13 protein-coding genes and 1 riboswitch are annotated in these 14259 nt (G+C 39.8%); of the genes, 6 read left to right on the top strand and 7 right to left on the bottom strand.

The genetic code is table 11. From position 1 onward, the window contains the following. Positions 1-60: 60 nt before the first annotated feature. Positions 61-242, bottom strand: a riboswitch (Lysine riboswitch). Between the two features lie 139 nt (positions 243-381). The 5 genes from AA980_RS18040 to AA980_RS18020 form a co-directional block, all read right to left on the bottom strand. Beyond that, positions 382-1851: an aldehyde dehydrogenase gene (locus AA980_RS18040; protein WP_024028814.1), complete on the bottom strand. Its 1470-nt coding sequence runs from the start codon at positions 1849-1851 to the stop codon at positions 382-384. A gap of 11 nt (positions 1852-1862) precedes the next feature. Further along, positions 1863-2312 carry a RidA family protein gene (locus tag AA980_RS18035; RefSeq protein WP_024028815.1) on the bottom strand — a complete coding sequence of 150 codons (450 nt, stop codon included), beginning with the start codon at positions 2310-2312 and terminating at the stop codon, positions 1863-1865. Continuing rightward, complete coding sequence (locus tag AA980_RS18030; RefSeq protein WP_024028816.1) at positions 2309-3319, bottom strand: amidohydrolase family protein; 1011 nt, start codon at positions 3317-3319, stop codon at positions 2309-2311. The genes AA980_RS18035 and AA980_RS18030 overlap by 4 nt, the downstream gene beginning before the upstream one ends. 28 nt (positions 3320-3347) lie before the next feature. Beyond that, positions 3348-3899 (bottom strand): 3-hydroxyanthranilate 3,4-dioxygenase, encoded by a 552-nt coding sequence (locus tag AA980_RS18025; protein ID WP_024028817.1) that lies wholly within the window; start codon positions 3897-3899, stop codon positions 3348-3350. 326 nt (positions 3900-4225) lie between these two features. After that, the gene (locus AA980_RS18020) at positions 4226-5722 is read right to left on the bottom strand and encodes an aldehyde dehydrogenase family protein (protein ID WP_024028818.1); all 1497 of its coding nucleotides are present in this window, start codon (positions 5720-5722) and stop codon (positions 4226-4228) included. A gap of 390 nt (positions 5723-6112) precedes the next feature. Here AA980_RS18020 and AA980_RS18015 point away from each other — a divergent pair, with 390 nt between their 5' ends. Next, entirely contained in the window at positions 6113-6742 is a 630-nt protein-coding gene (locus AA980_RS18015; protein ID WP_024028819.1) for a Crp/Fnr family transcriptional regulator, read from the top strand. A 37-nt stretch (positions 6743-6779) separates the two neighbouring features. After that, the gene (locus tag AA980_RS18010) at positions 6780-7385 is read left to right on the top strand and encodes a Crp/Fnr family transcriptional regulator (protein ID WP_024028820.1); all 606 of its coding nucleotides are present in this window, start codon (positions 6780-6782) and stop codon (positions 7383-7385) included. Between the two features lie 125 nt (positions 7386-7510). Here AA980_RS18010 and AA980_RS18005 read toward each other — a convergent pair whose 3' ends face one another. Both AA980_RS18005 and AA980_RS18000 read right to left on the bottom strand, forming a co-directional pair. Beyond that, positions 7511-8308, bottom strand: a complete 798-nt coding sequence (locus AA980_RS18005) for a cyclase family protein (RefSeq protein WP_024028821.1) — start codon at positions 8306-8308, stop codon at positions 7511-7513. Further along, positions 8308-10062 (bottom strand): thiamine pyrophosphate-requiring protein, encoded by a 1755-nt coding sequence (locus tag AA980_RS18000; RefSeq protein WP_024028822.1) that lies wholly within the window; start codon positions 10060-10062, stop codon positions 8308-8310. The genes AA980_RS18005 and AA980_RS18000 overlap by 1 nt, the downstream gene beginning before the upstream one ends. Positions 10063-10250: 188 nt before the next feature. On the opposite strand from AA980_RS18000, the gene AA980_RS17995 reads away from it, so the two are divergent. The 4 genes from AA980_RS17995 (at position 10251) to AA980_RS17980 (ending at position 14159) form a co-directional block, all read left to right on the top strand. After that, positions 10251-10529, top strand: coding sequence for a hypothetical protein (locus tag AA980_RS17995; protein ID WP_024028823.1), 279 nt, complete (start codon positions 10251-10253; stop codon positions 10527-10529). 318 nt (positions 10530-10847) lie between these two features. Further along, positions 10848-11930 carry an LLM class flavin-dependent oxidoreductase gene (locus tag AA980_RS17990; RefSeq protein WP_024028824.1) on the top strand — a complete coding sequence of 361 codons (1083 nt, stop codon included), beginning with the start codon at positions 10848-10850 and terminating at the stop codon, positions 11928-11930. Between the two features lie 117 nt (positions 11931-12047). Then, positions 12048-13613 (top strand): phytoene desaturase family protein, encoded by a 1566-nt coding sequence (locus AA980_RS17985; protein ID WP_024028825.1) that lies wholly within the window; start codon positions 12048-12050, stop codon positions 13611-13613. A 33-nt stretch (positions 13614-13646) separates the two neighbouring features. Beyond that, entirely contained in the window at positions 13647-14159 is a 513-nt protein-coding gene (locus tag AA980_RS17980) for a flavin reductase family protein (protein WP_024028826.1), read from the top strand. The last annotated feature ends 100 nt before the right edge of the window (positions 14160-14259 follow it).

The following is a 14259-nucleotide window of genomic DNA, read 5'->3' as shown; positions in this document are numbered from 1 at the left end:
GACCTGAGGTAAACTCAGGTCTCGTTATATACAATTACCCTAAAGTCCTCTTCTTTCCCCAAATGAGATAGCACAACTCAATAAACCGGGACGTTTATTGAGACAGTCCTGCAATTCTTCACTGCAGACCCAGCAAGTAATACTGAGAATATTACAAGCTTCGGCGACATTTCCTTCTCTTTAGAATCATAGCTTCTCAAACTCCACTAAAGACTAATAAATACCGCGCCTCTACCTCACTAGCAAAAGTGAGGTCCTATTAAATTATGCTCTGATTTTACCTGAACCACTAGAATTTGTCAAGGTAAGAGAACCTATTTATCGTCGATTCTCAGCCATTTATTAGCGCATCGAAAGGGCCCGTACGTAACCAAACAAACGTTATTTCTTCATTGTAATCGTCTTTGCTTCTGTGTAGAAATCGAAGCTGTGGCGTCCGCCTTCACGGCCGATGCCGCTTGCTTTGGCTCCGCCGAATGGCGTGCGCAGGTCGCGGACGTACCAGCAGTTCACCCATAATAAGCCGGAATGCACTTGGGAGGTCACACGATGCGCCCGTCTCAAGTCATTTGTCCACACAACACCCGCCAAACCGTAAATGGAATCATTGGCGATTTGAATCGCCTCTTCTTCCGTTTTAAAGGGAATGATCACTGGTACAGGTCCGAAGATTTCTTCCTGGGCAACCCGCATTTTATTACTTACATCATAGAGAACAGTCGGCTCATAGAAGTTTCCTTCTGTAAGTCCGGCAACGCGCTTACCACCGTGGGCAAGCTTTGCTCCCTCGGCTAGCCCGATTTGTACGTATTCATCAACCGATTGTAAATGCCCCTTCGATACGAGCGCACCCATATCTGTAGACTCGTCGGTCGGATCGCCGACTTTAATGTTCCTCACAGCAGCAACATATTTATCTAAAAATTGGTCATATACCTTTTCTTGAACAAGGATGCGCGAACCGGCTAAACAAATTTCACCCTGGTTGCGGAAAATCGCTTCAATCGAACCAGCAACCGCTTCATCCAAGTCCGCATCTTCAAAGACGATATTTGCCGATTTACCGCCAAGCTCCAATGAAACAGGAATTAAGTTTTCAGCAGCATTGCGCATTACTGTTTTTCCTGTATTGGACTCGCCAACAAATGAAATTCTCCGTACCGATGGATGCGACGCCATCACAGTCCCAACCGAACTTCCCGGGCCGGTGATGATATTCAGGACACCAGGCGGCAATCCGGCTTCATTGGCAATTTCGCCAAGTAAAACGGCACTTAATGGCGTATAAGATGCCGGTTTCACCACGACAGTGTTCCCTGCCGCCAATGCAGCAGATGCTTTCCACGTCATTTGCATGAATGGCAGATTCCACGGAATGATTAAACTGGTGACACCCGCAGGCGCATACTGGACATAGGACATATAATGGCTCATATCATAGTGTTCGTGTACCATGTATTTCGCCATCTCTGCGAAAAAGCGGAAGTTTTGGGCTGCACGGGGGATATCAAATCCGCGGCTTTCCTTAATCGGCTTTCCGACATCTAACGTTTCAACAAGGGCCAGCCGATCGACATTTTCCATTATTAAATCAGCCATCCGGCAGAGGATCTTGGATCGTTCTTCGACAGGCATCTTGCTCCAAATCCCGCTCGCAAACGTGCGCTGGGCCACATCGATGGCAAGCTTGGCATCCTCTACTCCGCCATTGGCAACCGATGCATGCTTGCTATTTGTGGCAGGATTAAGGGAGTCAAACGTTTCCCCTGAGAGTGCGTCCCGATACTCCCCATTGATAAAAAGCTTCGCGTCTTGAATGATGGTATTTTCAGCTACTAATTCTTTCGCCACACCTGTTCCTCCTATTCCTCGATCTCAAGAATCATCTCAATTTCAATTGCGGTATTGTTCGGTAATTGCGCCATTCCCACCGCTGAACGACCATGCTTCCCTTTTTCACCAAAAAGCTTCATGAGTAAATCAGATGCACCGTTCATGACTTTCGGCTGGTCGGTAAACTCTTCCGTGCTATTGACCATTCCAAGTACCTTGACGAATTGCTTCACCTTGCTTAATTCACCAATTTCATTTTTCACAACACTTAAAAGGTTTAACATAGATTGTTGGGCGGCTAAATACCCTTCATCCACTGTTAAATCTCTGCCCAGTTTGCCGTGATATTGGTCCACACCCTGACCAGCGGTGAACAGCAGATTCCCCGTTCTGACACAGCCGACATAATCTCCATGTGCAGGACGTAATGGCGGCAGCTCCAGCCCAAGTTCTTCCAGCTTTTCTTCCGGTGTACTCATGATTTAACCTCTTCCTTTATTTCAATATTTAGAAAGGCAAGGGCATTTCTGCCTAAAATATCCTGTTTTTGCTCTTCTGTAAGCTCCACAGTTTGATCAACAACTTCTCCAGGCGGGATCTCCCTAAGTAAAAACGGATAATCAGATCCCATGACAATTTTTTCATGACCGAAACGATCGACTAAATATTTAATGTTTAAGGGATCATAATTCAATGAATCAAAATAAAAGTTCTTCGCATAATAGCTTGGCGGCTTATTTATAACTCTTAAATGCGGCCATACCTTCCATCCTTGATCAAGGCGCGGTAATATATATGGGAATGACCCGCCTCCATGAGCGAAACAAACTTTTAGTCCAGGGAATTTTTCAATCACACCGCCGCAAATTAAACTAGCGGCAGCAAGCGCTGTTTCACTCGGCATTCCGACAGTGTACATGAAATTATGGCGCGGCATCCGCTCTCTGCCTAATGTTTCCCATGGGTGTACAAACAACGGAACTTCCCATTTTTCCGCCATTTCAAAGAACTTGGTAAAAGCAGGATCATCGAGGTTCTGACCGTTGATATTCGTCCCGATTTCGATGCCTTTTAATCCAAGCTCATGCATGCAACGGTCCATTTCGCGAATTGAAACCTCCACATCCTGGAGCGGAACCGTTCCAATCCCGATAAAGCGGTCCGGATACTTATTCACGGTTTCGGCGATAAAATCATTTTGAATTCTCGCCATTTCCTCCGCTGCTTCTGGCTCAGCCCAATAGGAGAATGTCACAGGAATAGGTGACAATACCTGGATATCCACACCTTCTTCATCCATATCCTTGATTCGCTGTTCAGGATCCCATACCTGATGCGTTACTTCGCGGAACACCTTCCCGGCCACCATAATATTTGCACCGCAGGAACATGTTTTCTCGAGCGTCGGCCAGCGTTCGCCGCCAAATTTTTCTGCGAAGTTGGGAATGTCTTCTGGAATGATGTGTGTATGAAAATCTACTCTCATGCTTTCTCCTCCGCTTTAAAAATATTTCTTATTGATTATTTTTAGGATTCCATTCGTTTACTTCTTCTGACATCACATGGCCGCAGCTTTCACAAGTACGAAGATCCTTGCTGCTGTTGAATTCTTGAATGGCTCCTTTTACTTGGGTTTCAATATTTGTTAATTGAACAGTTTTACGATGCATTTCACGATCACAGTTATCACAGAACCAAACGAAATCCTCTAGTTCTCCTTCTCCACGCTTGCGTTCAATAACAAGGCCGAAAGTGTCCGCAACACGGTGTGGAGAATGCGGCACGTTTGCAGGAAGCATAAATACTTCTCCTTCCTTTACAGTTACGACTTCACGCTTTCCGTCATTAATAACTTCAACATAGCAATCGCCTTTAATTTGGTAGAAAAATTCATCGGATGGATCGACATGGAAGTCGCGGCGTCTGTTCGGGCCGCCAAGAATCATACAAATAAATTCGGAGTCTTCCCAAAGCACCTTATTATTCACTGGCGGCTTCAGTTGATCCTTATTTTCTTCAATCCATTTCACGAGATTAAACGCATTTAATTTTGTCATCGTTGCCATCTTTACAATTCCCCCAATTTTCAATTTATTTTTCTTAGTAAAGGCTCAAGAGAATTTATCACCCTTACAATCTACTAGGTTTCTATTACCAATATAGTGTAAAACCGCTTTCATAAAAATTGAGTTTTTTCATAATGTGAAATTAGTTGAATTTTTTAAAAAAATAATTTCCTTATACAATTTTTGAAAGACAACAAAAAAACCACAACTGTATAAACTAGTTTCCCTAAAGAATAGTTCATAACAGCTATGGTTTGTCTTTGGCGAAAGACCACCCATCGCACAGTGTAGTTTATAGAAATACAGGGACAACTATATACTTTATATTATTTAAAAAATCCTGCTGGAGGGAGTTTGTATGCTGCGACAATGGTTTTGGACTGGCTGTAGGCATCGAGTGCTTCTTTACTGTATTCTCTTCCCACGCCGCTGTTTTTGTAACCGCCAAATGGAGCGCCTGATTGGAAGTTAAAATAAGAATTGATCCAGACACTTCCTGCTTCAAGTTTATTAGCAGTGTTTAAAGCGCTTTCAAGGTTATTTGTCATAATCCCTGCTGCTAGCCCATAATCTACACCGTTTGCTATTTTAATCATTTCATCCTCATCATTCCAGCGTGTCACTGTACAAGCTGGACCAAAAATTTCCTCTTGGGCAATTCTCATGTGCGGTTCCGCTTCAATAACAGTTGGTTCAATGAAATAGCCATTTTCATGACCTGGAACGGTCACACGATTTCCACCATGAAGAATTTTCGCACCTTCGTTTTTGGCAATCTCAAAATAGTTCAACACTCGTTTCGCTTGTTTCTCATTTATTATGGAACCAATGCGTGTCGAACGTTCAGTAGGCGGGCCAATTTTTACTTGTTTTGCCCTCTCAATTAATTTTTCAACAAACTTATCATAAATGTCATGATGAATAAGAAGCCGTGTGCCAAGAATGCAGCTTTGCCCATTAAAGGTAGTAAACGCAAAAACAGCATTTTCTACGGCCTGGTCAATGTCCACATCTGGGAAAACAATATGAGGTGATTTACCACCAAGTTCGAGTGTTACAGGAATGAGTTTTTCGCCCGCTTTTTTACCAACTAAACGGCCTACATTTACACTGCCGGTAAAGGCCAGCTTGTCTATATCTGGATGATCAATTAGTGATTGGCCTGCTTCTTCTCCGTAACCTGGAACAACGTTGATAACACCCTTAGGGAGAATTTCCGCTGCAAGTTTCATAAACTCCATAACTGATAGACATGCATCTTCTGCTGGCTTTAATACAACAGTGTTACCAGCTGCTAAAGCTGGGGCTAGCTTAAAAGATGTCATAATCATTGGAACATTCCAAGGAATGATCTGGGCGCAGACACCAAGCGGCTCTTTCTTTGTTATTAAATAACCGTTTTGAACAGGTCGGGATTCGCCTTCATAAAAGGTAAGCATCGCAGCGGCGAAATAACGGAATTGGTAAATTGAGAGTTGATAATCCGGATCGAACTCATGCAAAGCCCTACCCGTATCCATACATTCTATCAGCTTTAAGCGCTCTTGGTTTTCTTCTAACACATCAGCAATTTTATTTAAAAGCCTTGCCCGTTCTTCAATCGGTGTGTTGGACCATCCTGGAAATGCCTCTCTTGCTGCTCTTACAGCCTGATCAATCTCTTCTTGACCACAGCGGCCTATTCTTGAAAGTACTTTTCCAGTTGCCGGGTTAACTGCATCAATATAACCATTGATCGGTTCTACCATCTGCCCATTGATAATTGGACCATACTTTTCAGCAAATTCGATTGTGTTAGGATTGATTTGTGTCAATGTTTCCATACGATTTCTCCTCCATTGCATAGATTAATAATAATAGAATTTATTTGTATTTTTTAAGCTAAATGCTAGCTATTAGTCACCACCTCCACTTATGCAACAAAGTAACTTGAAAGCCTCTCATGATCCCTTATTATTTCGAGATTACATATATTATAAACAGGCAAAATAGCAAGAATAGTTAACAAATTAACGTATTATTCCATTAATGCAAAAATTCCTAACTTTATTTTTGTTAAAGATTTAACATTTAAATAGGGATTTTTGTTAAAGAGTTAGCATTTTAATAAGAAATTATATATCATAATTATCATAAATATCTAAATTTACAGAATTTTATTTTAAATAAAAAAAGAATAGCATATTTCTAGTGAAAAAATAGGAGGAGAATAGATGAGATATGAATGGGAACCTTTTCTTATTTATAGTAATAAAAAGACCTTAGCGAAAGGAGATATTTTATTTTCACAAGGGAACAAAAGCTCTGGATTTTACTACTTGGCCAAAGGTAAGATGAGTATCCAGCTTCTTTCTGAAGATGGGAAAGAACGAATCATCGACTACGTAATTGATGGTTACTTACTAGGACAAGAAGGGATTACAGAAAAACCCTATTCAACCACAGCCGTATGTGATTCAGACGTATTACTTTATTATTTCTCTGCAGAAGCATTCACTAAAATATGTAAAGAACATCCGGAAGCAAACAAAATTTTTATGAATATACTGATTTATAATATTAGATCACTTGTGGAAACCATTGGAATGATCAATAAGCCTTTTGAGCAGCAAATGGCATACTACTTTGTTCAGCTCTATCAAAAGCATAATAAAAGCCCTTTTTCGATTTCCCAAAATTCCCTTGCAAAATATATTGGAACTTCAAGAGTAACAATCTACAAAATTATGCATAAATGGTTAGATGAAAATATAATTGCACGAAAGGGACACATGATTCACATATTAGACCTCAACAACTTGAAAGCGCTTTATATCAGGAATAAAGCAGAAGTTTCACTCTAAAATCTGGTTCATATGATAACGAAAGGGGAAAATACTGTTGATTACATTAAGACAATCTTGGACAGATTATTTAAAGTACGGCAAGAGACTCTTTTTCAAAAAAAAATCATGCATTTTCCAACAAGGTCACACAGGAACTGGATTTTATTATATATATAAAGGAATAGTAAAAATTATCTCTAACAATCTAGAGGAAGGGAAAAGGATTTTAGATATTGTTGGACCAGGAGTTATAGCGGGTGAAGCTGATCATTTACCATACTATTGTTCAGCTGTTTGTCATACAGATAGTGTTGTATACTATTTCTCAGAACAAGATTATCATAACCTCATTCAAAGACACCCAGAGGTAACAATTTTATTTGCTGAATCCCTTATTCTTAAAGAAAAGCTCCTTTTAAATAATATCAATATTACAAGTACCAGCACAGAATACCAAATCGCCCAATCGCTTCTATATTTGATGAATTCTCTTGAAAGCAAAGAAATCAATTTAACCCAACAGGAACTATCGTGCTATACCGGCTTAACAAGAATCACAATCTATAAAATTCTAAAAATATGGTCCTCCGAAGGGATCATTTCAATCAAGAATAGAAAGATTTACATAGTAGACCCTGAAGCACTTAAGGCGAGACTATGAATTTATCTAAGCTCTTAAACAAGCTTAATAAATCCTTTTTTTAAATTATGCATTTTCGCAACCCTTCTGCTTGAAAAAATGAAAGGTGAAAAAGTCCACCTTTCATTTTTTTATTTCAATTTTCTTTAATCCTGACCCTTTTCTACCAAGGCAAGAACCCTAACAGGACTTCCACTGCCTTTTTCTATTTTTAACGGAGTAGCGATGAGAACAGCTCCTTTTGCAGGAAGTTTTTCTAAAGCTGTCAATTGGGCGAGGCCATATTTATTCGCGCCGTGCATGAAATGATGATTTGGGTATGGAGGGTCGAATGAACCGGCAATCCCCGCATCTGTTCCGACGGTTTCTACACCAACTCCCAATATATCGCGTTCCTCTGCAAGAAAAATAGAAGCCTCTTTACTAATCCCAGGTGTATGTGGCAGTCCATCGGCGCCAATATTATAAAAATGTTCGTGATCATCTACATATTGCGCCCATCCGGATTGAATTAATACCCACGAATGTTTCGTAATTCTTCCGTATTGCTCTTCAAATGCAAGAATATCCCCCACTGTTACACAATAATCTGGATTCTGTTTTGCTTTTTCTCTGATATCAATCACATATGCTTCTCCCACCATGTTCTTCGTTGGAATCGAGTCAACACTATCATGCTGTTTACCACTAATCCAGTGAATTGGCGCATCAAAATGGGTTCCACAATGTTCACCTGCGGTAAAATCATTCCAGTACGAAGTTGGCCCTTTCTCATCATACATTGACAACCGTTTTAATTTAAATCCACCCGTTGTTGCTAAAGGCTCTGGCAACTGAATAACAGGGGTTTTTTCATTCAGGGTTTGCGACAGATCGATAACTTCTATTTTTCCCGTTGCAATCTGATTGATAAGGGACTCCAAAATATTTACTTTTACAATCATTAGACTGTCTCCTTTACGAAGGTATTGGTATTTTCAGCCGTATAAACATGTGGGATATAAACGTCAATAACAGCAGATCTCCCTTCTTTCACAAACTGCAAACCTTCTTTAAGCGCACTTTTCAGCTTCGCACGATTTTTCACCATAATTGAATGCGCCTCCCCAGCAGCAGTAGCAATTCTCGATAAATCTGCCGGCGGGTCAAAATGGACAAAGAATTCTTCCGTTTGTTTGGCGATACCGTGTGGGTGGACACCAAGCGTTGACTGTTTTGGCGCCTTCCAACCTGAGTTGTTATAAATAACTGTTAAGAATGGGGTATTATATCTTTTTGCCATCCAATGAACAGTGGAAGGAATACTGAATAGGTAGGAACCATCTCCAGTGAGACTGATAATCGTCTTATCTGGATTAGCTAATTTCATCCCTATTGCGGCACCACCGTTCCATCCAAGTGAACCTGCAGGACTTCCATAATAAGACCCAGGAATAGTTGCCCCTATATGGTTGGATATTATCTCATGACTTGTAATTCCTTCATTCAATACGATTGTATTTTCGTCTGTTATTTCCCTTATACAGGCGGTTAGAAATTCAGGTGTAATTACATCGCTTTCTGCCTTTTCTATAATAGCTCTTTCTTCTGCTTGTCGATTATGGTATTCAGAGTGTTGTTTCCAGCGCTGGGATACCACCCCTTGATCGATATCACTATTTTTATCCAGGTAATCATTAATTTGCTGAAGTGCTGTGTATGCATCTGCTTTAAAAAAACGTTTTGATGGGATATACCATAAAGGCATTTGTTCTTTCAACGGATCAACATCAATGTAATAAATAGTTGCATTGTTAGACGGTTTGTTTCTTACAGGAATCCATGGAACATCGCTATCTAATACGAGTATAAAATCGGCTTCATCAAGAACGTTAATCTGCTTTTCAGTATTCCAATAGGAACCGCAGTGCATCGGATTATCACTCGGAAAATTCAGATAACTTGGTATGGATTCAATGACAGGAATCGCCAATCGTTCACATAAACGCACTAGTTCTTCAACCGCTTCTTTTTTTCTTCCTAAATAAGAGGTAACAACAAGTGGATTTTTAGCTGACAATAAATCATTCGTTAATTCTTTAATTTTTTGTGGAGAAATGGCTCCCGGGGAAATCGGCTCCCATAGTTCTTTTTGAATCTCTACGGGCTTGGCCGGCTCTTCCATCACTTCTCTTGGTCCCATTAGGTAAACTGGACCCTTAGGATCACTTTTAGCAATTTGTAATGCACGATGTACAAGCTGCTTGACATTTGCTCCGGTTCGAATTTCATTATTATATTTTGTATAACCGCGCATAATCCCGCGTTGGTCAAAAACATCCTGAATCCAATGAATAAATTCATTTCGGCTTCCAGCCAATTCATTTTCTTGGGTATATGGTGATGCACCAGCAAAAACTAATACAGGAACTCTGCTTTTGTAGGCATTATGAATGGCTCCACCTAAATTTTGTGTACCGCATTCTACATGAACGATCACTGCCTGCGGCTCACCTGTTGCTTGTGCATACCCTTGCGCAGCAGTTAATGCCACAAATTCGTGAGGGCAGGTAATGACTTCTGGTAATTCCTTATTTTCCTTTTTGGCGATCGCCAAATTTTCAATAATCGCCGGGTGGTCACTTCCCAAATTAGCAAAAATATAAGAAACACCTGCTTCTTGTAAAGCTTCTAAAAATGCTGCTCCAGTGTTATACAAATGAAATTCCTCCTTGCATGTTTTTTGATAACTTTTACTAGCTATATCATACTGCACTGATATTTTGCTTCCGTTAATCCATTAACAATTATCCTAAAATTTCGCAAAGGTTTATAAAAAAATATTAATAGTTTAACAATGACTACTGTTTTTATTTTGTAGAGTAATAAATAGAAAGGGGGAATTCGATGATATTTGTTGAACAAAAAACAATAATTAATCTTCCTGATCAGTTGTTTTCCAGGTATTGTAAAGAAACATTTGGTTTAAACAGGGGTGTATACAACACAATCGATGAATGGTTCTATAAAAATTCCGCTGAAAGTATAGAGGTTCGTCGAAAAAAAATATTAGATTTCCTTCTTTTTTATGTTAGTTCATTAAAAAATGTAGAAGAATGCAAAATCAAGTTTGGAAAAGGCAATCTTATCAACCTTTTGGCCGAGTATATGAATACCGCTGTATAGTAAAAACTCCTAAGTAGAAGCTTGTTTGCAACGTAAACAAAACTTCTACAATAGGAGTTTTTTCTAATTTCAAGTGCAGAATCAAGTTGTACCATTATGCTCTATAGTCAAATTAACATCTTGACTCATTTCTTTTTGATCGAAAATTATCCACATTATCTTAAAGTTAATTAGTTAACATTTTGGTTATTTTCTTCACCTGTTTGAAATTTTCGAAAATTGATTTATTAATAATGTTAATGAGTTAGCAGAAGAAGAGGGGGCTTTAAATATACAATTCCATCAAGCAGTAAAAATAATCTTAAGGAGTTGTTTGAAATGAAATTTGGACTTTATTCTGAAATGCAATTGCCTTCTGGAAAAACGGAAAAACAAGTATATGATGAAGTAATCGAACAAATCATCCATGCCGATAAAGCCGGTTTTGATGTTTATTCTCTTATTGATCATCATCATTTTTCAAAATTTTCTATCTCAGCAAGCCCATTAGCGGTATATTCAGCAGTAGCCAGCCGGACAAATAATATTCGCTTTAGAACGGCACTTCATATCTTGCCAGCTCAAAATCCGCTGCGTTTGGCGGGTGAAATTGCAGCCGCTGATCTTATAACAAATGGACGTATAGAAGCAGGTGTCGGTCGTGGTCACGCATGGGTTTATCCAAACCAAGGAATTATTCCAATTGAGGAAGCCAAACCGCGTTTTGAGGAAGCACTTGCTATACTTGAGCAGGCACTTCGAGGAGAGAAAGTGTCCTACTTTGGTAAATACTATACTGTTGATAATGTAGAAGTTGTTCCTCATCCTCTTCAGAAGAAGATTCCATTTACTACCGGAGGAACAAGTGAACATACTTATCGACAAGCCGGGGAAAAAGGCTGGGGAATTTTTGTTCCTCCTTTATTGCCCCTAGCAACTTTATTGGATAAATTCGACATATATCGAAGAGCTTGCTGGGAAAATGGGCACGAACCTAAAATTATCTGGCTGCGTTCCATTTATATGAGCGATGGAGACGAAAAACAGATTAGGCAAGAAGCTGAAGAACATTTCTATAATTTCCTTTTAGGAAATGCTGCTCCTACAGTTGGATTACCTGATGTAGAAAGAATGAAGAACGCGGGGTTCCATTTCTATACAAAAGGTATCTTACAAGGTCTCCCAAGAATGAGCTATGAGGAACTATTAGAGAAAAATGTTGTTTGGGCCGGAACACCTGAGGCAATTTGTGAAAAGATTGATAAAATCAAGCAAGAGGTTGAAGGATTGGTTGAAATTGACTTCTTGACAAATTATGGCGGCATGGATCATTGGAAAGTTTTAAAACAGCAGGAACTTTTAAGCAAGAGAGTCATGCCGAACTTTAAAAATACCAAAGAATCACAATTAAACCGCGTTTAATCAGTCATCATAATAAAGTTTTAAACTTTTAAAGGGGAATGTTTTTCATCCGCATTCCCCTCCTATCTATTCTTATACATGTATTCACGGCATAAATACTAAATTGGAGGGGCGGTAATGAAGCATTTTGATACCGTAATTATTGGAAGTGGTATTAATTCATTAACTGCGGCAGCCTGCTTGTCAAAAAAAGGGCACAAAGTATTAGTCCTCGAAAAAAATAATTGGATAGGTGGTTGTATTAAAACAAGTGAAATAACAGCCCCGGGCTTTAAAACAGATGTTTTTTCCGGCTGGCATCCAAATTTCGTTTCCGGTCCTGCCTATGCAGAGCTCAAAGAGGATCTAGAAAAAAACGGCCTTGAATACCTCAATACGGATGTTGCTGCCGGAGTCATTTTACCTAATGGTAAAAGTGCTGTTTTATATGCCAATCGAAAAAAAAATATCCAAGCATTTAATCAGATTGTGGCCGGTGATGGGGACAGGTATCGTGACCTAATGGAGCAATTTGAAGAAATTTCCGATTTTGTATTTCATCTTCTATCAAATGAACCTGTTTCCTGGTCTTCCATCCGTAAAATACTAAAAACGGTTAGGAGAAAGGGAATTCAGGAATTTAAAAGAGAAGTAGGAACCATGCTGAAGTCTGCCTCGCAGTTACTTGACCAGCATTTCGAAAGTGATGTTATTAAAGCACTCCTCGCCCCCTGGATTTTGCATACAGGGCTTGGTCCGAATGATGCAGCAGGTAATATTATGCTCCAGGTTCTCATATTTGCTCTTGAAGCCGCCGGTATGCCAATTCCGAAAGGAGGCGGTAATCAACTAGTAAAGGCGTTAATGAAAATCGTCGAAAGAAATGGCGGCCAATTTATAACCAGTGAGAACGTGGATAAAATTCTTATTAATAATGGTAAAGTACAAGGTGTCCAGACTGAAAAGCAGGAGTATTTCGCTAATTATGTTCTAGCAAATGTAACTCCCCACCAATTATATGAGAAGCTTTTAACAGAAGTGTCCCTACCTGAATCACTAAAGAAAGATTTGAAAAGCTTTAAATATGGCAACGCATCAATGCAAATCCATTATGCTTTAGATGCCCCTTTGAATTGGGAAAATCCTGAATTTAGAAGAGCAGCCATGATCAACATCACAAGTGGAGTTGAAGCTGTAAGTCAATCAGTAAACGAAGTGTCTATCGGACTGCTGCCAAAAGATGCCACCATTGCCGTTGGTCAGCATACAGCATTTGACCCAAGCCGTGCCCCGGAAGGGAAGCATACACTTTGGGTTCAGTTATTAGAGATGCCTAGGCACTTAAAAGGGGATGCCTTAGATGAAATTGATACTTCTAATGGATATACCCAAGAGGTAATTGAAGCCTATGCAGCACGGATTGAAAAACGTATCAGCAAGCATGCCCCGAACTTCAAAGACATTATCTTAAGTAGAAAAATTCTTTCTCCTTTAGATTTAGCGTCAGCTAATGTCAATTTAGTCGGTGGGGATCCTTATTCCGGTGTGGCATCAATTGATCAGTTGCTGTTATGGCGGCCAACTTCCAAATATCAAAGACATGAAACACCTATTAAAAATTTATTTCATATCGGAGCCTCCACCCATCCGGGACCGGGTCTTGGGGGAACTTCCGGCTATCTAGCAGCCCTGCAAATTAAATGAACTAATTCAACATTTTAAAGGGAGTGGTTTTTTATGAATAAAGAAAAAAGACAAGAGGTATTTAAACAAATTATGGGGAATTATCCAACAGGTGTAACGATTGTTACGACAACGACAGAGGATGGAACACCGGTGGGACTAACTGTTAATTCATTTGCTTCTGTATCCCTTGATCCCTTAATGCTGCTGTGGTCAATTGATCATCGAGTGTCCTCACTCAAGGAATTTACGGAAGGCGGAAAATTTGCCGTCCATGTTTTAGCAGAAGAACAAAGAGAACTCTGTCAAACTTTTGCTAGCAAGCATACAGACCGCTTTAGTACTTGCAACTGGGCGCTTTCCCCCAACGGATTACCCATTATTGAAGGGACTTTTGGGGTATTTGAATGTAAAACCTTTAAAGCCATTGAAGCAGGCGATCATACCGTATTAATTGGCGAAGTGATAGATCTTCAAGTCGATAAAGAGAAAGACCCAATGCTCTATCACCGTAGAGTATTCGGTGCTATTCCAAAAGAATTTTATAATCAAAAACTACCTGTATAAGCAGGTCTTTATAAAAAAATTATTGGGGCATAGAATGGCATCATCCTCCTTGACCTATGCCCGCTCCCTCTTAAACAAATACAGAGTTACTACAGCTGCC

Origin of the sequence: Neobacillus vireti (genome assembly GCF_001026695.1) — a bacterium.
GTDB classification, from domain to species: Bacteria; Bacillota; Bacilli; order Bacillales; family Cytobacillaceae; genus Neobacillus; species Neobacillus vireti.
The sequence above is the reverse complement of the archived record's forward strand: the minus strand, read 5'-3'. Positions and strand labels throughout refer to the sequence as shown.